Here is a 21665-nt window from a genome sequence, read left to right as displayed (position 1 = left end):
TTGACTGTTCAAAATGGAGTTACGTTTTCAAAGAAAATATGTATTTTCAGGCATGTAGTTACTCATCTACCTCGAAGTCAATACAAACTCTGTCTTTCACGACCGAACCTACAAATTGACTTACGCGAACATGTTCAGGATGGACTTGGTATTGTTGCAAGTGATCTTCACTTTCGAATAGGCTATTTAAAATGATTTCTCGATTACTCGTTGATAATGGATTTATAATGACATTTAAAGAGATAATGCCATCAATCATTTGGGGCAGGCTCTCCAATTCATTTTTCACCTTTTGCGCATTTATCACCTTCTCTTCATGATTAAAATCATCCTTATGATTCCACATGACAATATGTCTTATCATTTACATCATCCTCCCTAACGAATTGTTTTAATATTCCGTACTTTATATTAAAGTACCATAGCAACTATCATCACTCAACTACTTATTTTGTGCTATCATAGATTTTTCAGTTTTGCCGATATGTTGGAACTTCTTGCATTGTTATCCGTATTACTATAGACACATGAAATATGAGGAGGAATTGATGTGAAGTCGATTACAAAAAAACGGACGAAGGCATTTTTGATAGATATGGCCATTTCTACCGCGGTGACAGCTGGTGTTGAATATTTCCTGCGAAAAAAGGTGAAAAATGAAGCGGTTCATGCCTTGGTTACACCAACAGTAGTGATGTGGGCTCTTGAATATGTACAACTGCGCCAAAATGGACAGACAATTGGTTACAAGAAGATGGGACTAGCCCTTGAACATGAAGACGGTTCACAACCAACGTCCAATCAAATTCTTAAGCGCATGGCTTACCGAGATACAGTCAGTACTTTCGATTATTTGAAAAATCCTAAAGCATTTGAAAAACAACAAGGAGAAATCCTTCCACACGATCGTTTTTCTGAAACTATCGTAAAAGAATTATAAAATCCAAGGGTGTTGTCTTTTTAAGGCAGCCTCCTTTCCTAAAAATACAATGTTTGAATGCAGCTATACCAGATGTAATAGTTTTCCGAACAATAAAATGAAAGTTAGAAAAATTGATAATGCTAAAGTAATAATTACCGTCGTTATACTCCGTAACATCCCTTTCCAATCCCTAACACCTGAAAAACCAATTAAACCAAAGAACAATGTTCCTACAGTTATACATAAAACAATAGATTGCCATCGAAAAATAACATACAATAGCAGACAAATTATGGACGAGACAAATGACCATCTATTAATTTGGGTACATCTTCTGTCTTTTAGCACCTCTTGCTGATTATTCACTACATCCCCCTCCTCCAAGCCAGGTCCCCTCTATATACACCAACATTAATCACATTAAATAATCCTTATTTTACAATAAATCACTCTAATATTTAACTAATTTTGGTCTTTGCAATAAATAATCTTCTACAATTGGTACACTCTTCTATACAAATAGTAGCGTTATTTGCGCCGCGCATTGTTGATTGTGCATAAAATATAGCGGTCACGCTGCACAAAGGCAAGGCGGTTTAGCCTGAGTCGTCGCGCTCTAACAGTTAGTAAATGCTAATTTTTTATTTTTTGAACAATATTTGTAATTTTTTACGTCTAAATTATTAAAAGACCAGTAAGGTGATGATACTATGGAACAGCTTGTAGAGGAATATGGAGAATACCTATTCCATCTCAGCTATTTATATGTGAAGGACAAGCAACTAGCAGAGGAAATTACACAGGATGTGTTTTTTACGTATGCTACAAAGAAGGACACGTTTCGTGGTGAGGCCGCACTGAAAACATTTTTAACGAGAATATTAATTAATCGATGCCATGATGAATTACGGAAAATGAAGCGAAAAAATGTCCTGCAATTTTTAACACCGTTTTGGACAAACGAAAAATCTGCAGAGCAAGAAGTAATGAAGCAACAACAATTTCAAACATTAAAGCATGAAGTAATGAGGCTACCAATCCACTACCGAGAAGTCATTATATTGTTTTATTATGAGGACTTTGAAGCATGGGAAATTGCCGATTTGCTAGGTATTTCTCAAAATACAGTGCGCACACGATTACGTAGAGGAAAGGACTTACTAAAATCAAAATTATCAACACAGGCGGAGGTATTTATCCATGAATAATTTTAAAGAGCAACTAAAACAGGAGCTTCGTACTGACGCACCCTTTACTGTGGACATGAAGCAACGCATTGTCATAAATAAACAATCAAAAACAGCACCTGGGAAAAAATTTAATTGGCAAGTATCCGTTATTTCACTGGCCTTTGTGCTAATTTTAGGTTTCGTCGTAATGTTGCAAGTTACGCCAAACGGAGCGACGGCGTCAAAAACAGTGGAAATCTTGCCCACAGACCAGCCGAATGGAGTGACAGCGTCAAAAACGGTGGAAACCTTGCCCACAGACCAGCCGAACGGAGTAACAGCGTCAAAAACGGTGGAAACTTTGCCCACAGACCAGCCGAACGGAGTAACAGCGTCAAAAACGGTGGAAACTTTGCCCACAGACCACAATGAGCTTTTTGATTTACTACAACAAAATGAAACGGTGCTACCCATTATCGAGCCAAATGGGCAATTAGTTATCCAACCTACTATCGGATATTTAATGGGAAAGCAATTTGGATTGAGCAGTATTCCAATGGTGATTGAACCCGATACAGAAATAAAAATAGGAGATTATATTGCCTACTATCATAAGAAAGATATTATTGTTGCTCCTGTATTCGGAGTTGCGGGAGATAAAATACAAACATCACATGGACAAGTGACGTTAAATGGTAACTTTCTAGCTCTGCCAGGCGCAGTGGCTCCCATCGTATTCGAGGATGCCGAACAAGAGAACATTTTTAAGTTTTATTTTAGGGACCTGGCAAATTACCATAAAACAAAAATGAGATATATTGATGTAGACCTTGACCCATTACACGAAGATGAGTATGCCGTTTATAAGAATGAGGTCGGTCAGACAGTATCGGTCATTAATGATGCCCAGATTGCTGGGAAAGTCATAGGACTGAAAAATCTTGAGCCAACCTTTACGTTAACAACTGATGAACAATCACTTTATGATGCTTTTAAAGAAAATTATGATTTGTCTGTACTTAAAGGGACTAAACCGTTAACCATTGCAAAAATGTATGTGCTAGCAGAATCTGAAGGAGATTACGAAACAAAATTTGCGTTCAAACCCACGAATGAACGACCTACGCAATCGGAAATAGTAAAGTATATACAGGACAAACAAAAAATCAGGGGCTATTATTCTACAAAGAAAATTCAAAGGCTAGTAAGTGCATACAACTATAACGGTATTGAGGGTGCTCAATTTGAACAAAGTAGTGAAATCGAAGGAACTATTAAATTTACCCCAACGTACGGGGATGTTTGGATGTTAATAAGAATGATCAAAAATGATCAAGGCATTTGGCAACCTACAACTAAATGACGTTAATAAAGAGTATTAGGGAGCTGTCTTTTTAGGACAGCTCCTATTTCATGAAGAATCAAGGCGTTTTGGAAATAGATTGGCTTATGTCTTCTGCTATAATAGCTGTTTCCCATGGGTGCCAATAATATGTAGTTCCGTCAAATTGCACGCCGTATTGATAAGCAATCCGTTCACCTGTATATAAAACAACCTCATAATTGATAGGATCACCATTTGTTGTATTTGAATGAAATGAAAGGTTCTCTTCACTTGTATTTAAGTGTTCCAGGAAATTGTCTATGTCCTGCTTCTCTTGTATTTCAGCTAGCTGTTTTGGCCCATCTTGTGTATAGGCTAAATAAATTTCAATTTTCTGCACTTCATCCAAAGAGCGGGGTCTAGCCTCTGTTCGCGGGTATTTCTTCTGCTTTCGCGGGTATTCCCTCTGCTTCCACGGGTATCCAGATTCAGTTCGCGGATTTCAGCTCCTTCCGCGGGTATTTCTCAAACTATAGATATTATATTGAAGCGTCATTAGATAAAAACAGTCTGTGAATTTTTCACAGACTGCTTGTTGGATGTGTATTATTAAGAATGACGATAATGTGTTTGCTGCGCATTTACTAGCATATTCTCGATTAGCGGCATAAAGTAATTTAGGATGGGACCGCCTAAAAAGACGGTTAGCACAGTCCCGACACCTATCGGACCGCCAAAAACAAAGGCTAACGCTAAGAATAGGATATAGATAAGTGTTTTGGAAAACATGATACTTTTACCCGTTAGGTCACGAATAACCAGCATTGAAAAGTCGATTGGGTTGGGTGCGAATTTGGCTTGCAAATAGATGGCCGACCCCAGTCCGATAATGACTAATCCAATTGCCTGACACATTACTTTGCTCACGAAATGAGTCGGATGTAGAACATCACCAAGCAAAAATAGCCAAGTATCAATACATACGCCTGTCACGAAAGCGGTTAATAACCCTAAAAATTCTGGTCGTTTACGCCCAAGTAAAGCATTACAAAAAATGATGATAAATGACGTAATGATCTCCCAGCTACCTACTGTTAAGCCAATATTTTTCGCCAAGCCGACTAATAAAGCATCAAACGGCGATGTACCCAGATTGGACTGCATCGTGAAACATACACCGAGCGTTAAAATGCCTATGCCACTCACATACAGCGTATACTTCCATTTTCTTGACAATTGAATCCTATGCCTCGCTAAATTGCTTTTTCATTAAAATGTGTGGAATGCCTCCATCCATAAATTCCTCACCTGAACGCTTATAGCCAAATTTTTCATAAAAGCCCTCTGCATATACTTGGGCATTTAGTTTCGATTTTGTTAAGCCTTTTGCCAGGGTCATATCCTCTAATTTTTGAACGATGACCTTACCCAGCCCGTATTTGCGGAATGCTTGCAAAATACAGATGCGTTCAAGCTTGCCGTAGCCGTCTACAACCCGCAAACGTCCTGTGCCAACTGGCTGGCCATCGATGTATACAAGAATATGTTTACAGGCAGCATCGAGTGTGTCAAATTCATCATATTCTTCGGGCTCTGGAACTTGTTGTTCTTCTATAAATACTTTTCTACGAATGGCAAATGCCGTTTGTAAATCCACCTCTGTAGTAATTACTTTTGCATTCATTTATATTCCTCCTAGCTTTCTTGCTAAATATAACCCTTAAATTTTGTCAATTCGTCTGTAAAACTTTTGCGTGGATAAAGAATTGATTACTTCGTCGATAGAATCAGCTATTTCGTGGATAGAACTGGTCACTTCGCCGATAAACCTTGCAATATCGCCGATAGAACCCGTCACTTCGCTGATAAACCTTGCAATATCGCCGATAGAACCCGCCACTTCGCTGATAAACCTTGCAATATCGTCGATAAAACTCGGAATTTCGTCGATAAATTCAATTAATTCGTCGATAAAAATCAGCACTTCTTTGATAGCGCCTCCCACTGCACTGATAGAATCGGCTACTTCGCTGATAGAGTGCCCACCCTTTTGATAGTCAGTGAAATTTTTCTTGATCGATGATACTATATAGTATAGAACGTTTTTTGTTGCAAATACAACAAAAATTTCAGGAGGATAATGATGAAGGAGATTTTACGGGATATTGGAGCGATTGCGCGGGCACTTGATTCCATAAGTAATATTGAGTTTAAAGAACTAGATTTAACAAAAGGACAGTATTTATATGTCATTCGCATTTGTGAAAACCCTGGCATCATTCAAGAAAAGGTCGCAGAACTTTTAAAAGTGGATCGTACCACCGCTTCTCGAGCTATTCAAAAGCTTGTCACTAAGGGTTTTGTTGAGAAGCGCTTTGATGCACATAATAAGAAAAACAAGCATCTCTTTCCGACTGCGAAAAGCTTATCGTTATATCCATTTTTAAAACGTGAGGGCGATTATTCGAATGCACGGGCATTGGATGGTTTTTCGGATGAGGAAATCGACTGCATTCATCATTTATTAGGACGCGTCCGCCAAAACATTGAAGTCGATTGGGACTATGTAAAAAAAGGGCATAAACGATACTATTAACAAGGCGACTCCTTGTGTAGATAAACACTGGGAATCGCCTTTTACTTATGCATTTGCGGCAAATACTTTTTTCAGTACTGCGCTAATGAATTCTAAATCCTCATCCGTACAGCACAGTGGTGGGCTTAATGTCAGTATATTGTTGAAGCCCTCTACCGTATCCCCATTTTTGCCAATAACCAGTCCGTTAGCTTTACAATCTGCGATAATTTTTGCTAGCCGTTCAGGTTTTGCTGGCTCTAGGGTTAGCTTATCTTCTACGAGCTCAATACCCACAAGGAATCCTAAGCCACGAATATCCCCTACAAACGGCAGCTCCAATAAGTCTTGCAAGTCATGTAAAAGTTGTTCGCCTAAATCCTTTGAACGCTGTACTAGCTTTTCTTCTTCTAGAATTTTAATATTTTCGAGGGCGACAGCACAGGCTGCCGGGTTCCCACCGAATGTATTGACATGTCGGAAATGACTATAGCCATCCGTATCCTTAAATTTTTCATAAATATCTTTTCGTACAGCGGTAATAGATAATGGTAAATAGGCACTTGTTAACCCTTTGGCCATCGTGATGATATCTGGTTTAATAGCAAAATGCTGATGTCCAAACAGCCGACCTGTTCGACCAAAACCGCAGATTATCTCATCAATAATCAGAAGCACACCATACTTCTGACAAATCCGTTCTACTTCCTTGACATAGGAAGGATGTGGAATCAGTACGCCACCACCTGTAATAATCGGCTCCATAATAACAGCCGCAATCGTTTCTTTTTGCTCCCAAATAATTTTTTCTTCGATTTCTCGTGCACGTTCTAGATTATAGAGCTCAATCGATTGCCCCTTAGGTCGTCGATAATTATCTGGAGGTGCCACATGCAAAAAGCCTGGCGCTAATGGTTCATATTTGTACTTTCGCAGTGCCTGCCCTGTCGCCGCTAATGCCCCAAGGGAGCTCCCATGATACGCACGATAGCGTGAGATAATTTTAAAGCGCGCCCCTTCACCATTTTGATTGTGGTATTGACGTGCCATTTTGAAAGCAACCTCATTTGCATCAGAACCACTATTGGAGTAAAAAATCATATAGTCATCTTCTAACAATTGATTCATTTTTTCCGCTAGCGCGATGGCAGGTTGATGGCTTTGTGTCATCGGTACATAGCACAATTTTTTCATTTGCTCATACGCTACTTGTGCTAGTCGCTCTCGCCCGTAGCCGACATTGACAGCCCATAACCCCGACATGCCATCTAAAAAACGATTGCCCGCACTATCCGTTATCCATGCACCTTCACCGTGTTCTACTATCATTGGTGGGGCTTTTTCGTTATACATCGAGATATGATGCCAAACGTTTTCACGGTCTTTTTGCTGTAATGTATTGGTCAAATTGTCGTTGCGCTCCATATATAAAACCTCCGTTCGTTATAAACATTGTCTAGCCATTTCCCCTTTAACATGCCTTGACCTATGATGATAGTTTTTATGCATTGAAATTTTCTGATTTTTCTCACATAATAAAGTATTATTGTCTATATTTGAAGGGCAGGTGCTTATTTATGACGAAATATCCTTTACTCGTGCAAGATGTATTAAAGCGAAAGCATTTTGAAGCAGCCAAGCTCATCGCGGGCCACCAAGGCGTAAATCGCCAAGTACTATGGACACATATTTTAGAAATTAAAGATTTTGATACGTTAATAAATGGTGGTGAGCTGATTTTAACGACTGGTGTCGGTTTACAATTAGAACGCGAAACACAAGTCGCCTATTTACAAAACTTGATTCGCAATGAGGCAGCCGCCCTTTGTATTGAAATTGGTGACTATTTTGACCATGTGCCCGAGGAGCTTGTTGCCTTGGCAGATGAACATCATTTTCCTATCATTATTTTTGACAAGATTGTCCGCTTTATTGATATTACGCAAGATTTACATACGTACATCATTAATCAACATCAACAAGCGTTAACACAGCTGGATACCATATCAAAAACGTTTATGGAGTTGTCGTTAATGCCCAATGGTATTTTAAAAATTTTACAGGTGCTCCATCAAGATACCGATGCCCATTTTTTATTTGTCTCGGAAGATACGAAAAGCTTTTATTATCCAGTGGAGGCAAAGAAACATTTACGCTTCATTGAAGAACATTGCCAGCAGCAGGATGTCCAGGAGCCGCTCCATTTCCTAACGATTCAAAGTGACCATTTCGTCATGATTCCTGTCAATGGACTTGGACAAGTTTGGGGTTATTTATGCATGCATACAAAGCAACCAAAGCCAAGTAATTATACGCTGTTAAACCTTGAACGTGCGACGATGTCCATTGCGCATATTTTAATGCGCAATCGCATGCTCCAGGAACGTCAACAAAGTCGAGAAGATGAATTTATCTTAGCCCTCATTCAAGGTCAACCTGTTGATATTCAGCATTATCAAAGCTATCTACCGATTGAAAGTCGCAACTTATTTCATCGTGTAGTCGTGCTAAATATTCATTATCAAGCCCACTTCGTTTCAGAGGAGAACTGGCAAGAAGTTCAGTTACATAATGCCATGTATGTTCGTTCCATTTTAAAAAAGCTAGGTTTTTTCCCGACCGTTTCTGTACGTCAGCACGAAATAATCATCCTTGCGTTTTTCATTGCGGCTGACGATGTCAAGGAAAATCAGGAAAGCTTTAATCAAGCGATGCAACAAATTGTTTCTCGAAAAGCACCACAGCCCTTCAATCAACTAGCCATCACTTTCGGTATTAGCCATGTCTATCAGACGATTGAATCTGTACCGCAAGGCTATAAGGAAGCAAAGTCTGTCATTCAAATGCAACATAATCAGCTTACTTCCTCTATTTACTTTAAGGATTTAGGCGTGTATCGACTATTATTACAGCAAGATAACGCTACCCTATTACAATATGTGAAAGATTATTTACAGGAAATACTGCTGATCGATCAAAAAAATGGTCATGACCTTTATCAAACGCTTGGTGTCTATTTAGCCTGTAATGGGGCTAAAAATGATACCGCGGAACAATTATTTATCGTGCGCCAAACCTTATATAAACGTATTGAGCGGCTCGAAAGTATTTTAGGCGCTGACTTTTTACAAGCTCCGTATCGGCTCAATTTAGAAATGGCCATGAAGGCGTACGAATTATTAAATAAAACAGCGCCCGATTTCCTACGATTTTGAACGAGGGTCCATATAATCGCGTAAGGCATTACTTAACATATACAACCCTAGTACTAATATAGTGATAGCTCCCCCTGGCGCAAAAGTGTACCACGGTGCTTTCACTAAATACGCTTGCGAATCCTTTAGCATACGTCCCCAGCTTGGGTTTGGTGGTTGGACGCCAAGCCCTAAATAACTAAGGGCCGCCTCAGCTAGCATCGCCGTCGCAAAAGTTACAGTAGCCGCTACAATAATTTGTGAGGAGATATTCGGTAAAATATGGCGGAACATAATGTTATACGGCTTCACGCCAATCAATTTTGCGGCTAGCACATATTCTGCATCGCGATGCTGGACAAAGCCACTACGCGAAATTCTGGCAATGGACGGTATCGCAATAATCCCTAGCGCAATGGCTGTGTTGACGATACCTGGACCAAAAATCGCCACAAGCATGAGTGCTAAAATAATGCCCGGGAAAGCCATTAACGCATCCATGAGACGCATAAAAATCTCATCAATCCAGCCCCCTACATAACCTGCTATGCTACCAATTAAAATGCCAAATGTCGTACCAATTAGCACCGTTAGTATCCCCACCGCAAATGCTGTTTGCGTACCTTGCATAATGCGACTAAAAATATCACGGCCAAATTCGTCTGTACCAAAAAAATACGTACTACTTGGACCACGCAATTTATCAGGGATATTCATCGAATTCACATCATGTGGCGTATAAAAGAAACTGACAAGCATCACCAAGAAGAATCCGACGATAACAAGTAGACCAATGATTATGTTAATATTTTTCGTGTATCTCTGACTATTTTTCATCGTATCCACCTCTCATCGCAATCGAATTCTTGGATCTAATACGGAATATAAAATATCAACAATAAAATTAATAACGACTACGGCAACTGTAATATACATTACAATTCCCTGTACTAATGGGAAGTCACGGTTACTGATGGCTGTGATCAGCAGCTGACCAATGCCTGGCAATGAAAATACTTGTTCTACGATGATTGTCCCAGCAACAACCTCTGCCATAATCAGTCCAAATACCGTCAAAATCGGAATCATGGAATTTTTCAAGACGTGCTTATACATCACATTGCGCTCTGACATCCCCTTACTCCGTATCGTACGCACATAATCGAGCTGTATTTGCTCTAAAATCGCTGTTCGTACGTAGCGGAAATTGACTGCAATCTGTGGAATGGCTATCGTTAACGCCGGTAGAATGAGCGTACTTAGCGCACCAGATACACTTTGTGACCATGGAATATAGCCACTAATTTTGAAAAAGCTAAATTGCATCCCCACATATAAAATGAGCATCATCCCTAGCCAAAAAGAAGGTACGGCCATGCCAATTTGCGTCACAGTCGATAACGACACATCACTTAACTTATTTTGTCTGCGTGCCGCAAACAGTCCTAACGGCAGCGACACGGTTAATACAATAATGAGGGTGAGACCCGCTAGCGACATCGTTACAGGAAGTCTATCAAACAATAAATCTTTTACAGGCATCGAGAAACGAATTGAATTACCTAATTCCCCTGTCAATAATCCCTTCATCCAATCACCATATTGTTCATAAAGAGGGCGGTCCAAGCCAAGTTCAGACCGCAAATTTTCAATTTGTGTGGGATCCGCTTCTGTCCCTAACATCGTTCGAACGGGATCACCAGGTAAAATTTGAAAAACACCAAAAGTAATCATCGACACTAGAAGGATGGTTGTTATTAACAGGATGAATCGACGTATTATATACATCATTTGCGCTCATCCCTTTCTAGTTAGAGAACTTGACCTCAGACATATCATGGAACCAGAATGGATAACTCTTCAAACCAGTTACTTGCTTATCTGAGCCCCAAACGATTTGATAATCCGCGATATAAACTGCCGCTGCTTGCTCAGCTAAGATTTCTTGTGCACGTTGGTAGTAGGCAATCTGTTTCGCCTGATCTGTTTCTTTCAGGACATCTGTCATAATTTGGTCATACTCATCATTTCTAAACAGGAAGAAGTTTTCGCCGTCATTCGTTGAAATATAATCATTTAAAATTTCATAGGCTGACGCACGACCCGTTAAATCTATCGTCGTCATTTGATAATCGCGGCCAAAGTACACTCGATCAAGCCAAATACCCCACTCCACGACCTCAATTTCCACATCTACACCTATTTCCTTTAAATTAGCCACAACGATTTGCGCTATATTTGAATACATATCATTGTGCGACGAAACGGTAATTTTTGTTTTGAAGCCGTCAGGATAGCCAGCCTCTGCTAGTAAAGCTTTTGCTTTTTCCACGTCCTGTGCATACATTTTTTCTAAGCCCGTTTTTTGGAAGTCACCCATCGCTGGACTCATATTTGAGCCAAGCGGTACTGCGTAACCTGCAAACACGGAGTCAATAATATCTGATTTGCTAATAGCATAGTTCATGGCTTGACGTACTTTGACATTATCAAATGGTGCTTTTGTTTCATTAAATGTCACGATTAACGATGAGTTATTATTTTGATGTGATAAAGTATGGCTACCCTCCACTTCACCTACTCGTTGCCAAGGTACACTTGTTAAGTCAACTTCGTTGGCCATGAGGCTCATGATTGCTGCTTGATCGTCTGATTGGAAAGCAAACGTTACTTTATCTAAATAAGGTAGGCCTTCTTTCCAGTAGTTTTCATTTTTTGTTAACTCCAAATTGGTTCCTGGAGAATATTTCACGTACGCGAATGGCCCTGTGCCGAATGGGTTTTCATTATGTTTACCATCATTGCTTTTCGGAACAATTGCCGATTGTCGTGCTGTTAATGAATATAAGAAGTTTGAATTCGGTTCTTTTAATGTGATGACAAAAGTGCTAGCATCTGGTGCTTCAGTAGACGCAACATTATCGAAGTTATTCGACATTTTCTCGCCACCATTCTTGCCCATTAAACGATCAAATGAGTATTGAATATCTTCCACCGTAACATCCTCACCATTGTGGAATTTCACACCTGGACGGATTTTAAATGTATAGGTTAATCCATCCTCGGAAATTTCATAGCTTTCCGCTAGGCCTTCCTTTAACGAACCATCCGTTTCTGGCGCCATGAGCCCTTCAAAAATATTGAGAATCATTTGGTAAGAAATTGATGCTGTCGCTTTATGTGGATCTAAAAAGTCGGGGTCATCATTTACACGTACCACGATGGCTTGCGGTACATCTGCCAGCGATCCATCTGTAGTACCTTGGCTTGCGTCCTTCCCCTCATCACTCGAACAGGCAGTCATGATTAGACCTACAATTACTGTCAACATTAGGAACATCCAATTCTTTGTCTGCTTCATCCCTTTTCTCCCCCTTTGCCTTATGTGCTTTGTATACTTACATAGCTTTCAACATCCCCCAATTTATCAGCGGCTTTGACCCCAACCACAATAGCCTCTTCCATGACCTGTGTCGCTAAGTGCCCAATGTAGTCAACCGGATACGTTTTGTCGCCTGTGCCTAGCACGAAAATCGTATCGCCATCCAGCATTGTGTGAACAGGGTAAATCGTCCGTGCCAGTGCATTTTGTGTGAGCTGTGCTATTTTTTTGGCTTGCGCTTTTGTTAATTTTGCGTTCACGGCAATGACGCCAATCGTCGTATTCATTCCAGCTAATGCTTGTGATTGGGCATGCTGTTCTAAATAAGCGCAACTATCAATCCATTGTGCTGTTTCAGCATTACGTGCTCCGACAAGGATTTCTCTTGTATTCGGATCCTTAACGTCCCCGACCGCATTAACAGCTACTATTGCGCCAACAACAAGACCATCTTGTCCAGTCGTAGAAGTACTGCCTAACCCACCTTTCATGCAAAATTGTGGGCCTGCGAGTTTGCCAACCGTTGCACCATAGCCTGCTCCTGTATTGCCGTTCGCAAAAGCACCAACGACCGCATTTTTTGCCGCCTCATAGCCCATTTGCGCTGTTGGTCTTGTATGTGAATCACCTATAAATAAATCGAACAGCACTGCACTTGGTACAATCGGAATTTTCACGATACCCGCGTCAACGCCAACCCCTTGCTCTTCCAAATAGTGCATAACCCCTGTTGCTGCATCTAAGCCAAATGCACTGCCACCCGATAAGCAAATACCGTGTACAAGCTCGATTTCATTTATCGGGTCGAGCGCATCTGTTTCACGTGTGCCCGGTGCAGAGCCTCGTACATCGACCCCACATACTGCACCATTTTCCACAAGGATGGCAGTGCAACCTGTGATGCCTTCCCTATTTTCTGCATGTCCTACTTTCACACCAGGCACATCGGTAATATTGCCAAACATCGTCAACACCTCGTTTTTTATCAATTTATGCCACGACTTCTTCCATCTCATCATCGATAGCAATGAGTGCTTTCCTCTAATTAATATTGAAAATTCAGTTTATTTATCATATAAAAAGCAAGCTACTCGTTGCTGCTCATTTATGTCTTGCAGTGTGGGGCGCTTCTGCTGACATTTTTCCATCACAAATGGACACCGCGTATGGAAGACACAACCAACAGGTGGATTCATGGGACTCGGTAGCTCGCCCTGCAATGGAATGACCTGTTTCGGCTCATCAAAATCCACAACAGGAATCGCAGATAATAATGCCTGCGTATACGGATGGAGTGGCTGCGCGTATAACTCCTTTTTCGTGCCAATTTCCACCACTCGCCCTAAGTACAAGACTGCTACACGATCACTAATGTGCTTGACGACACTTAAATCATGTGAAATAAATAAATACGTCAAATGGAATTCATCTTGCAAGTCCATCATCAAGTTCAAGACCTGTGATTGCACGGATACATCGAGTGCTGATACGGGCTCGTCCGCAATGATAAATTCTGGATTAATGGCCAGTGCACGCGCAATACCGATACGTTGCCGTTGTCCACCTGAGAATTCATGTGGAAATTTTTGCATCGCATCTTCTGGTAAACCAACCTTTTGTAAAAGCTCCTTGACTCGTTCTTTCCGTTGCTCTTTTGTGAACGACAATTGTAATGCCATCGGTTCTTCAATAATGGTGCCAATACGCATGCGAGGATTTAGGGAGGCAAATGGGTCCTGAAAAATCATTTGCATTTGATTGCGATATTTTTGCAATTTACGTCCCTTCAAATGCTGAATTGGTTGCCCTTTATACAAAATTTCGCCCGCTGTCGGTTCAACAAGTTGCAAAATCGTGCGCCCAAACGTCGATTTGCCCGACCCTGATTCCCCTACAATACCAAGGGTCTCCCCACGAAAGATTTCAATAGAAATATCGTCAACAGCTTTAACGACTTTTTTCTCTTCCTTCATCGACTTTCGTTTCACAGGAAAGTAAGCTTTTAAATGATTGATTTCAAGTAAGACTTCTTTCTCCGTCATGCGCAAGCTCCCCTTTCTCTGTGAATAAATGACAGCGTACTTTATGCTCATCTTGGATATAAGAAACTTCTGGCTGCATATGCTGGCATTTCGCCATCATAAACGGACAACGTGGTGCAAAGCGACAGCCATCTGGCAGTGCATAAGCTGGTGGCACAGTGCCTGGAATAGAAGGTAATCTTTTTGCATCTGTCTCAAGACTTGGCATCGTTTTTAATAAGGCACTTGTATAAGGATGCTTCGGATTTAGAAATAACTCTCGTACCGGTGCCTCTTCAACGATTTGCCCTGCATACATCACCATGACCCGATCGGCTGTTTCTGCCACAACACTCATATCATGTGTGATAAACAGAATAGCGGAATGATGCTCTTTCTTCATTTTCATCATGAGCTTTAGAATTTGTGCTTGCACCGTTACATCCAATGCCGTTGTCGGCTCATCGGCAATTAGTAACTGAGGGTTATTGGACATCGCCATCGCAATCATGACACGTTGCCGCATGCCTCCTGATAGCTGATGGGGATATTCAGCAATAATTTTTTCTGCGTTGGCAATGCCCACTTCTTGTAGGAGCTTTAGCGATTGCTCCCATGCTTCTTTTTTGGACACCTTTTGATGCCGACGAATGGCTTCAATTATCTGATTGCCAATCGTAAAAACAGGATCCAACGATGTCATCGGCTCTTGGAAAATCATAGTAATTTCATTACCTCTTATATGACTCATCTCTTTACTTTTATAATCTAATAGATTTTTGCCATTCAGTTTAATAGTGCCTGCTGTGATTTCTCCAGGAGGTATCGGAAGCAAGCGCATAATCGACAAGGATGTAATGCTTTTTCCACTGCCAGATTCACCTACAAGTGCCACGGTTTCACCTTTGCGAATAGAAAAACTAACATCATCGACTACTTTTGCCTGTTTGCCATTTTTTAAGTGAAATTGTATTTTTAAATGCTTCACTTCTAACAGCACTTGCTGCTCTTGTACTCGTTCCACACGCTTCCCTCCTTGTCACATCCGATTGGGTGGTGCATAGCGTATCGCAATATTTTTCATTTGCGTGTAATTTCTCAATGCAACAAAGCCCTTTTCACGACCTATGCCGCTCTTCTTATAGCCTCCAAATGGCATTTGAATGCCGCCGGCTGCCCCATAATTATTGACAAACACTTGTCCAGCCTTGACACGACTTGCCACATAATGTGCCGTATCTAAATCCTTTGACCACACACCTGCCACTAATCCATAATCGGTACTGTTTGCTATAGCAATCGCTTCTTCAACCGTTGTAAAAGACAAAACGGTTAATACCGGCCCAAAAATTTCCTCCTGGGCAAGCGCATGGTTCGCATCTACACCATCCACAATCGTGGGCTCTATATAATAGCCGTTTTCATAGCCCGCAATCGTCAATGTTTCGCCACCTGTGATAACATAGCCATCGTCCTTCGCCTGTTGTAATAGGGCTGAAATCTTCGTATATTGGCGCTCATTTAATAGTGGACCCATATCGACATCCGCTTCACCCGGACCGACCGTTAATGCTTGGAATCTCTCGACTAACTGAGCGATAAACGGCTCTTTTGCACGCTCTTCAATGAGTAAGCGCGCGCCCGCTGAGCAAGTTTGCCCTGCATTTTGAACAATGGATCGGAGTACCCCCTCCACTGCCTGTTCCATCGATGCATCTGCAAAGACAATGTTCGGTGATTTCCCGCCCAGCTCTAATGTCACAGGGACAATATTTTCGGCCGCTGCTTTCATCACAGCAATGCCGGTAAATACCGAGCCTGTAAAGGTAATATGATTAATATCAGGATGAGATGTTAAATATGGGCCGACATCACGCCCTAATCCCGTAATATGTTGGAAAATGCCTTTTGGCAATTTATCGGCAAACCATTCGGTCATGGCATGTGTCGTCAAAGGCGTATCTTCCGCACTCTTGACAATCACCGCATTGCCCGTGGCAATAGCCGCTGCCACACTTCTCGCTGTAATTTGAATCGGGTAGTTCCACGGCACGATATGTACAGTAATCCCTACCGGCTCTAACACGACCGCATTTAAAAGTCCATCCTCAATCGGAATCGTATCACCCATAACCTTGTCCGCAGCGCCGCCGTAAAACTCAAAATAACGAGCAGCCGCTTCAATATCTGCACGTGCCTGTGTCAATGGTTTCCCCACATCACGGCACTCTAGCAAGCTCCATTCCTCTGCATGCAGGCGAATATAGCGCGCGCACTCTACGAGCAGTTGACCACGCTCAAACGCCCTCACCTGACGCCATTCTTCACTTTCAAACGCCAGACGTGCAGCTCTGACGGCCTCATCTACCTGTGCTTCACTGGCATTAATGATTTGCGCGAGGTCTTCACCAGTAGACGGATTCGTCACACGTAGTAAGTCTTCACCGTCTGCGTGTACCCACTCACCATTGATCAACATTGGAATTTTTTGCATCTTATCCCTCCTATAAGCCTCGGCCACCGTCAACATGTAAAGTCGTCCCTGTCACCATGCTCGCTGCATCTGATAATAAGTAACTAACTGCTCCTGCAATATCACTTGGATCAATTAAGCGTCCAAGAGGTACCGATTGCACAAAGACATCGTGCTTCGTTTGTTCCACATCTGCGCCATGTGCTGTAAATTGCGATAGCATCTGTGTATCGGCTGGCCCTGGATGAATCGTATTGACACGAATTTGATGGGCGGCAAGCTCAATGGCCATCCCTCTTGTAAAGCTTTCCGCCGCTCCTTTCGAAGCAATATATGCCTGCAAACCTGGACGAGGACGCACCGCAGAAATCGACGCAATCGTTACAATCGAGCCCTTTTTTCTCTTCTTCATATATGGCACAATCGCTTTCGTTGTAATAAATAAACTTTTGACATTCACGTCCATCAAACGATTCCATTCAGCCATTGAAACTTGCTCAATCGGTGTCGCCGCCTGTGCAATGCCCAGTGCATTGACGAGTCCATCAATACGTCCGTAGGTGTCATACACTTCCTTAAAGACTGCCTGAATGCGCTCCTCCTGTAATACATTTACTTCGTATGTTTGCAAATTTTCATGCGCGATCTCAGCAAGTGAGGCCACCGATAAATCTAGCCCCACGACCATATTGCCCTGTGCGAGCTGGTGTTGCAGGATAGCTTTCCCCATGCCTCCCCCAGCACCTGTCACAATCACAACTAGTTGCGCTACTGCCATACTACACACCCCCTATTGCTAGTTTCATTTTGGCAATTTCCTGACAAATCGCATCACCCATTTGAACGGTTGACGCCTGTCCGCCAATATCCGCTGTTTTGACAATGCCTTCTCTTAATACCGTTTCAATAGCAGTTACAATAAGCACCTCTGCGTCCGATCTTCCAATATAGCCGAGCAATAAAGCAAGAGACCAAATTTGCGCGATTGGATTGGCAATCCCTTTTCCGGCAATATCCGGTGCTGAGCCATGCACAGGCTCAAACATAGATGGGAACTCTTTTTTGGGATTCAAGTTTGCGGATGGTGACAGCCCCAGTCCACCGACTATTGCAGACCCTAAATCTGATAAAATATCGCCAAATAGATTCGACGCAACGACCACCTGAAAATCCTGTGGTCGCTCCACGAAATAAGCCACCAAAGCATCAATATAAATAGATTCCAACGTTAACGCTGATGAGGTTTGTGCAAGGATGTTTTTCGTATGCTCATCCCAAAACTTCATCGTATGGATAATAGCATTTGATTTTGTGGCACTCGTAATTTTCGACTTGCCATATTTATAAGCATAATCGCAGGCTGCTTGTACAATTTTTTCAATGCCTATGCGAGTCATAATCGTATTTTGAATCGTCATTTCTTGTGGTTGATTATGATAAATACGACCACCACTATTGGAATACTCGCCTTCCGCATTTTCTCGGAAAATAACAAAATCTATATCCTTACCGTTTGCAAGCGGTGAAGCAATACCCGGTAACGACTTAATCGGCCGGAAATTAACGTATTGTTGAAATTGTTTGCGAATCGGCATGATTAATTCCCATACCGTGACATCATCAGGTACACGCGCATCACCAATGGCACCGAACAATATTGCATCAAATCCCCTTAATGTGTCGAGGGCATCTTGTGGCATCATACAACCATGCTGCAGGTAATAATCCGAGCTCCATGGGAAAATAGTTGTTTCTATTTGTAATGATGAATCTCGCTCTTGGAGTTGGCTAAGAACTTTCAATGCTTCTTCCATTACTTCTTTGCCAATGCCATCACCTGGAATAACCGCGATTTTTATTGTATTGACCATCATGCATCACCTGCTAAAAATGTTAATGCCGCTAAACGATAAATCGCCGTTGTTTCAGCCAATTCTTCAATATCGACATACTCATCAATTTGATGTGGGATTTCACGATCACCAGCCCCAATTGTCACGATTGGTACACCATGCACATGGAGGAATGTACCATCCGTTGCCCCTGGGACACCGTTATAAATCGGCTCCTTTTCTGTCACTTGTGCCACTGCCTCGTAAATGGCCTGAACAACAGGCTCTTCTTTCGCCGTTGCGGTCGCTGGACGATTATCTAGCACTGTAAGCTCCGCCTTAAAATCAGCATCATCTGCTTGCAAACGTTTGATAATAGCCTCAATTTTCCCTAGTAGCTCATCATGATCCTGTGCCGGCACGGTCCGAATATCCAGCGTTGTCATACAGTGATCTGGAATGACATTAATTTGCGCATCTCCTTTCACAGGTGCTCGCAAAATTGTCGGCGTAACGGACGGCCAGTTTAACATCGGATCACGCCCTAGACGTGCCTGCTCTTCTTTTTCTAATTTTTCAAGCTCAACAATAAAGCGTGCCATTCGCCAGTTAGGATTTATACCACTCCAAGAAATGGCTCCATGCGCCATTTTGCCGAAAATATCTACCTTTAACCGAATGGCTCCCCGTTGTGCGATACAGACATTGTTTTCTTGCGGCTCACAAATAATAGCTCCGTCTACCCCATCAGCCCAGCCGTTTTTTATAAAGTGTTTAATGCCGAGCATTAACCCTTCTTCATCACACGGTATACACAAAACAATCTTGCCTGTAAATTCCTCCTGATCCAGTAACAACGACTGACAAGCTGTAATCATACATGCAAGATTTCCTTTTGTATCATTCGTACCACGCCCATACATGCGGCCATCGATAATCTCCGCACCGAATGGATCATATGTCCACGCCTCACGATTTCCTTCTGTTACAACATCTGTATGTCCTTCAAATAACAAGGTCTTACCTGGTTTACCCGAATCGATAATACCAATCACATTCGGTCTTCCTGGTACAACTTCCTCCACATAGGTTTCAATGCCGATATCTCGTAAATACTGTGCTACAGTATTGGCTACTTCTTCCTCATTGCCATTTGGATTATTTTCACGAAATACACTGTCAATTCTTACGAGTTTCTGTGTTAAAGCAATGACCGTTTCACGATCACGCACATAGGATTCTGTTGTCTTTAAGCTTGTTACTGTCATTCATAGGCCCCCCTTATTTAAAAGAATATTCAGAATTTATTTTATTTTAACATGGTATATAGACCAATATATTAGACATTATGTTAATAAATCATAGAATCATATTAACTTTTTGTTTAACTGAAAATTGCTACTTTACGACGAAATATTCTACAAAACAATATATTTTACTTTAGAAAGAACTTTTTATAACGCCGGATTTTTTTAAAATCCTTAGGAACCTGAGCAATGATGCTCCTGACTCGAGCAGTTGTTATGACCACCCGAGCGTTGCTGCCCCTGACCTGAGCGGATTGCACTGCCTACCCGAGTGACTATTTTTGCCCAATAAAAAAACCAGCGACTCATGATTAGAGTGCTGATTTTTCCTTAAATATTATTGTTGACGAGATTGCGTCATTTGCTTCCATACAGAGCCTTTTGCTTCCTCACCCTGTTCTATACGAGCAATCGCCATCTTCACTTGGAGTTTTACTTCAAACTCTTTATCATCTTGCGCTGCTTTTAATGCTTGTAGCGATTTCTCTGTGCCCACTTCATATAAATACATAGCCGCGCGCCAACGAACGAGCTTATTTTTGTCCAGTAATGCTTGTTGCATCGCCTCTTCAAACTCGACTAAACCTAGGTCACTCATGCAATCTCCAGCAGTACGGCGCACCGCGGCACTTTTATCCTGCAAAGCTTTTTCCAAATACGGTACAACCGCAACATCTTCAAGCATGCCTAGGTAAACCGTTGCCAGGCGACGAATGGACATTTGTTCGTCTTGCAAGGCTAAATCTAATAATGGTAAATCGTCTAGTTCTGGATCAGCCATTTGGTCGAGTAATTGGAAACGTTTTTCCCATTCTGGTTGTTGAAACTGCTCCACAGAAATTTTTAACTTAGCAGGTTTTTGGTTAACTTTCTCTGCATCATTAATCGTTGCCACAATGTCAGCTAAACGTTCCGCTGAATAGGTCACATCGATTTCTTGCTTCACCGCTTCGGCAATTTCCTCAAGCTCCCCATAACGCACGCCATAGTCAATCCACTTACGCTGGAAAATGTAGTTTTCATCCACATCGGTTTCAATAATTTTATTGAAGGTTTCTACAAAGCGTTCCCCACTACTCACACGGTGTTCACGCTGATTATCAAAGACCTTTACTTGCAGTGGTACTTGTTTGTAAAACTGGACATGGACATACACCTCACCATAAAATTCATTGGCCACCTGTATGTCATTAGATTCTTGTACATCTTCACCTAACACTTGACGAATACTCGATAAAATACCTTCCCATGCGTACTTCGCATTGCGCTCGACCGCAAAGAAATCAGCTACATGATAAACGCCTTTAACGCCTTCAATAGCTAAAATAGCCGCTGCCTCGCCAGTGGCTTGGTCTTTATTGTCCTTTGTAAAGTTAAAGCTTTTACCAAACGGTAACTCTGTATCCACGATAATCTTCATAGAGTTAGGACTTGGTGTCGGTTCAATTGTCATAATCTTCATGTAC

Annotated in this window: 23 protein-coding genes; 5 read left to right on the top strand and 18 right to left on the bottom strand. The window is 41.7% G+C overall.

All coding sequences use genetic code 11. The annotated features are described in order from the left end of the window. Positions 1 to 58: 58 nt before the first annotated feature. Complete coding sequence (locus ACOMCU_RS08745; RefSeq protein ID WP_010859118.1) at positions 59 to 364, bottom strand: Dabb family protein; 306 nt, start codon at positions 362 to 364, stop codon at positions 59 to 61. A 186-nt stretch (positions 365 to 550) separates the two neighbouring features. Between ACOMCU_RS08745 and ACOMCU_RS08740 the strand changes: the two genes are divergently transcribed. Beyond that, entirely contained in the window at positions 551 to 940 is a 390-nt protein-coding gene (locus tag ACOMCU_RS08740; RefSeq protein ID WP_421049955.1) for an RDD family protein, read from the top strand. 63 nt (positions 941 to 1003) lie between these two features. Here the strand turns inward: ACOMCU_RS08740 and ACOMCU_RS08735 are convergent, their stop codons facing one another. Further along, positions 1004 to 1288, bottom strand: a complete 285-nt coding sequence (locus ACOMCU_RS08735) for a hypothetical protein (RefSeq protein WP_421049954.1) — start codon at positions 1286 to 1288, stop codon at positions 1004 to 1006. 344 nt (positions 1289 to 1632) lie between these two features. Here ACOMCU_RS08735 and ACOMCU_RS08730 point away from each other — a divergent pair, with 344 nt between their 5' ends. Together ACOMCU_RS08730 and ACOMCU_RS08725 are read left to right on the top strand one after the other, a co-directional pair. Further along, positions 1633 to 2130, top strand: coding sequence for a sigma-70 family RNA polymerase sigma factor (locus ACOMCU_RS08730; RefSeq protein WP_010859115.1), 498 nt, complete (start codon positions 1633 to 1635; stop codon positions 2128 to 2130). Then, positions 2123 to 3454, top strand: coding sequence for a hypothetical protein (locus ACOMCU_RS08725; RefSeq protein WP_421049953.1), 1332 nt, complete (start codon positions 2123 to 2125; stop codon positions 3452 to 3454). The genes ACOMCU_RS08730 and ACOMCU_RS08725 overlap by 8 nt, the downstream gene beginning before the upstream one ends. 58 nt (positions 3455 to 3512) lie before the next feature. Here ACOMCU_RS08725 and ACOMCU_RS08720 read toward each other — a convergent pair whose 3' ends face one another. The 4 genes from ACOMCU_RS08720 to ACOMCU_RS08705 form a co-directional block, all read right to left on the bottom strand. Beyond that, a complete protein-coding gene (locus tag ACOMCU_RS08720; protein ID WP_421049952.1) occupies positions 3513 to 3815 on the bottom strand; it encodes a hypothetical protein in 303 nt (100 codons plus the stop codon). A gap of 209 nt (positions 3816 to 4024) precedes the next feature. Continuing rightward, positions 4025 to 4579 (bottom strand): YczE/YyaS/YitT family protein, encoded by a 555-nt coding sequence (locus ACOMCU_RS08715; protein WP_421049990.1) that lies wholly within the window; start codon positions 4577 to 4579, stop codon positions 4025 to 4027. 79 nt (positions 4580 to 4658) lie between these two features. Further along, the gene (locus tag ACOMCU_RS08710; RefSeq protein WP_010859111.1) at positions 4659 to 5099 is read right to left on the bottom strand and encodes a GNAT family N-acetyltransferase; all 441 of its coding nucleotides are present in this window, start codon (positions 5097 to 5099) and stop codon (positions 4659 to 4661) included. Between the two features lie 36 nt (positions 5100 to 5135). Next, entirely contained in the window at positions 5136 to 5399 is a 264-nt protein-coding gene (locus ACOMCU_RS08705; protein ID WP_421049951.1) for a hypothetical protein, read from the bottom strand. Between the two features lie 159 nt (positions 5400 to 5558). On the opposite strand from ACOMCU_RS08705, the gene ACOMCU_RS08700 reads away from it, so the two are divergent. Continuing rightward, complete coding sequence (locus ACOMCU_RS08700; protein ID WP_010859109.1) at positions 5559 to 6011, top strand: MarR family winged helix-turn-helix transcriptional regulator; 453 nt, start codon at positions 5559 to 5561, stop codon at positions 6009 to 6011. A 45-nt stretch (positions 6012 to 6056) separates the two neighbouring features. On the opposite strand, the gene ACOMCU_RS08695 is transcribed toward ACOMCU_RS08700, so the two are convergent. Continuing rightward, positions 6057 to 7415, bottom strand: a complete 1359-nt coding sequence (locus ACOMCU_RS08695) for an aspartate aminotransferase family protein (RefSeq protein WP_421049950.1) — start codon at positions 7413 to 7415, stop codon at positions 6057 to 6059. Positions 7416 to 7567: 152 nt separating this feature from the next. On the opposite strand from ACOMCU_RS08695, the gene ACOMCU_RS08690 reads away from it, so the two are divergent. Next, the gene (locus ACOMCU_RS08690; RefSeq protein ID WP_010859107.1) at positions 7568 to 9205 is read left to right on the top strand and encodes a PucR family transcriptional regulator; all 1638 of its coding nucleotides are present in this window, start codon (positions 7568 to 7570) and stop codon (positions 9203 to 9205) included. Here the strand turns inward: ACOMCU_RS08690 and ACOMCU_RS08685 are convergent. The 11 genes from ACOMCU_RS08685 to ACOMCU_RS08635 all read right to left on the bottom strand — a co-directional run bounded on the left by ACOMCU_RS08685 (position 9194) and on the right by ACOMCU_RS08635 (position 21661). After that, a complete protein-coding gene (locus ACOMCU_RS08685; protein WP_421049949.1) occupies positions 9194 to 10021 on the bottom strand; it encodes an ABC transporter permease in 828 nt (275 codons plus the stop codon). The two genes, ACOMCU_RS08690 and ACOMCU_RS08685, sit on opposite strands and share 12 nt — an antisense overlap. Positions 10022 to 10033: 12 nt before the next feature. Beyond that, complete coding sequence (locus ACOMCU_RS08680) at positions 10034 to 10975, bottom strand: ABC transporter permease (RefSeq protein ID WP_421049948.1); 942 nt, start codon at positions 10973 to 10975, stop codon at positions 10034 to 10036. 16 nt (positions 10976 to 10991) lie between these two features. After that, entirely contained in the window at positions 10992 to 12545 is a 1554-nt protein-coding gene (locus ACOMCU_RS08675; protein WP_421049947.1) for an ABC transporter substrate-binding protein, read from the bottom strand. A 20-nt stretch (positions 12546 to 12565) separates the two neighbouring features. Continuing rightward, on the bottom strand, positions 12566 to 13531 hold the full coding sequence (locus ACOMCU_RS08670; protein ID WP_010859103.1) for a P1 family peptidase: 966 nt from the start codon (positions 13529 to 13531) through the stop codon (positions 12566 to 12568). A gap of 99 nt (positions 13532 to 13630) precedes the next feature. Further along, the gene (locus tag ACOMCU_RS08665; protein WP_421049946.1) at positions 13631 to 14608 is read right to left on the bottom strand and encodes an ABC transporter ATP-binding protein; all 978 of its coding nucleotides are present in this window, start codon (positions 14606 to 14608) and stop codon (positions 13631 to 13633) included. After that, complete coding sequence (locus ACOMCU_RS08660) at positions 14583 to 15611, bottom strand: ABC transporter ATP-binding protein (protein WP_421049945.1); 1029 nt, start codon at positions 15609 to 15611, stop codon at positions 14583 to 14585. The genes ACOMCU_RS08665 and ACOMCU_RS08660 overlap by 26 nt, the downstream gene beginning before the upstream one ends. Before the next feature lie 15 nt (positions 15612 to 15626). Then, positions 15627 to 17081: an aldehyde dehydrogenase family protein gene (locus ACOMCU_RS08655; RefSeq protein WP_421049944.1), complete on the bottom strand. Its 1455-nt coding sequence runs from the start codon at positions 17079 to 17081 to the stop codon at positions 15627 to 15629. 10 nt (positions 17082 to 17091) lie between these two features. Further along, on the bottom strand, positions 17092 to 17838 hold the full coding sequence (locus ACOMCU_RS08650; RefSeq protein WP_010859099.1) for an SDR family NAD(P)-dependent oxidoreductase: 747 nt from the start codon (positions 17836 to 17838) through the stop codon (positions 17092 to 17094). Between the two features lies 1 nt (position 17839). Beyond that, positions 17840 to 18934 carry a tartrate dehydrogenase gene (locus ACOMCU_RS08645; RefSeq protein ID WP_421049943.1) on the bottom strand — a complete coding sequence of 365 codons (1095 nt, stop codon included), beginning with the start codon at positions 18932 to 18934 and terminating at the stop codon, positions 17840 to 17842. Next, positions 18931 to 20160: a M20 family metallopeptidase gene (locus ACOMCU_RS08640; RefSeq protein WP_421049942.1), complete on the bottom strand. Its 1230-nt coding sequence runs from the start codon at positions 20158 to 20160 to the stop codon at positions 18931 to 18933. The genes ACOMCU_RS08645 and ACOMCU_RS08640 overlap by 4 nt, the downstream gene beginning before the upstream one ends. Before the next feature lie 376 nt (positions 20161 to 20536). Further along, positions 20537 to 21661: a conserved virulence factor C family protein gene (locus ACOMCU_RS08635; RefSeq protein WP_010859096.1), complete on the bottom strand. Its 1125-nt coding sequence runs from the start codon at positions 21659 to 21661 to the stop codon at positions 20537 to 20539. Between the last annotated feature and the right edge of the window lie 4 nt (positions 21662 to 21665).

Origin of the sequence: Lysinibacillus sp. UGB7, assembly GCF_049058285.1 — a bacterium.
In the GTDB taxonomy this organism is placed as follows: domain Bacteria; phylum Bacillota; class Bacilli; order Bacillales_A; family Planococcaceae; genus Lysinibacillus; species Lysinibacillus sphaericus_B.
This window is presented reverse-complemented; position numbering and strand designations above follow the sequence as displayed.

Excerpts from the sequence above, each read along its gene's own strand:
- ACOMCU_RS08745 (WP_010859118.1), bottom strand. The coding sequence starts at position 364 with ATGATAAGACATATTGTCATGTGGAATCATAAGGATGATTTTAATCAT.
- ACOMCU_RS08730 (WP_010859115.1), top strand. The coding sequence starts at position 1,633 with ATGGAACAGCTTGTAGAGGAATATGGAGAATACCTATTCCATCTCAGC.
- ACOMCU_RS08725 (WP_421049953.1), top strand. The coding sequence starts at position 2,123 with ATGAATAATTTTAAAGAGCAACTAAAACAGGAGCTTCGTACTGACGCA.
- ACOMCU_RS08715 (WP_421049990.1), bottom strand. The coding sequence starts at position 4,579 with ATGCAGTCCAATCTGGGTACATCGCCGTTTGATGCTTTATTAGTCGGC.
- ACOMCU_RS08710 (WP_010859111.1), bottom strand. The coding sequence starts at position 5,099 with ATGAATGCAAAAGTAATTACTACAGAGGTGGATTTACAAACGGCATTT.
- ACOMCU_RS08700 (WP_010859109.1), top strand. The coding sequence starts at position 5,559 with ATGAAGGAGATTTTACGGGATATTGGAGCGATTGCGCGGGCACTTGAT.
- ACOMCU_RS08695 (WP_421049950.1), bottom strand. The coding sequence starts at position 7,415 with ATGGAGCGCAACGACAATTTGACCAATACATTACAGCAAAAAGACCGT.
- ACOMCU_RS08690 (WP_010859107.1), top strand. The coding sequence starts at position 7,568 with ATGACGAAATATCCTTTACTCGTGCAAGATGTATTAAAGCGAAAGCAT.
- ACOMCU_RS08685 (WP_421049949.1), bottom strand. The coding sequence starts at position 10,021 with ATGAAAAATAGTCAGAGATACACGAAAAATATTAACATAATCATTGGT.
- ACOMCU_RS08680 (WP_421049948.1), bottom strand. The coding sequence starts at position 10,975 with ATGATGTATATAATACGTCGATTCATCCTGTTAATAACAACCATCCTT.
- ACOMCU_RS08675 (WP_421049947.1), bottom strand. The coding sequence starts at position 12,545 with ATGAAGCAGACAAAGAATTGGATGTTCCTAATGTTGACAGTAATTGTA.
- ACOMCU_RS08670 (WP_010859103.1), bottom strand. The coding sequence starts at position 13,531 with ATGTTTGGCAATATTACCGATGTGCCTGGTGTGAAAGTAGGACATGCA.
- ACOMCU_RS08665 (WP_421049946.1), bottom strand. The coding sequence starts at position 14,608 with ATGACGGAGAAAGAAGTCTTACTTGAAATCAATCATTTAAAAGCTTAC.
- ACOMCU_RS08655 (WP_421049944.1), bottom strand. The coding sequence starts at position 17,081 with ATGCAAAAAATTCCAATGTTGATCAATGGTGAGTGGGTACACGCAGAC.
- ACOMCU_RS08650 (WP_010859099.1), bottom strand. The coding sequence starts at position 17,838 with ATGGCAGTAGCGCAACTAGTTGTGATTGTGACAGGTGCTGGGGGAGGC.
- ACOMCU_RS08645 (WP_421049943.1), bottom strand. The coding sequence starts at position 18,934 with ATGATGGTCAATACAATAAAAATCGCGGTTATTCCAGGTGATGGCATT.
- ACOMCU_RS08640 (WP_421049942.1), bottom strand. The coding sequence starts at position 20,160 with ATGACAGTAACAAGCTTAAAGACAACAGAATCCTATGTGCGTGATCGT.
- ACOMCU_RS08635 (WP_010859096.1), bottom strand. The coding sequence starts at position 21,661 with ATGAAGATTATGACAATTGAACCGACACCAAGTCCTAACTCTATGAAG.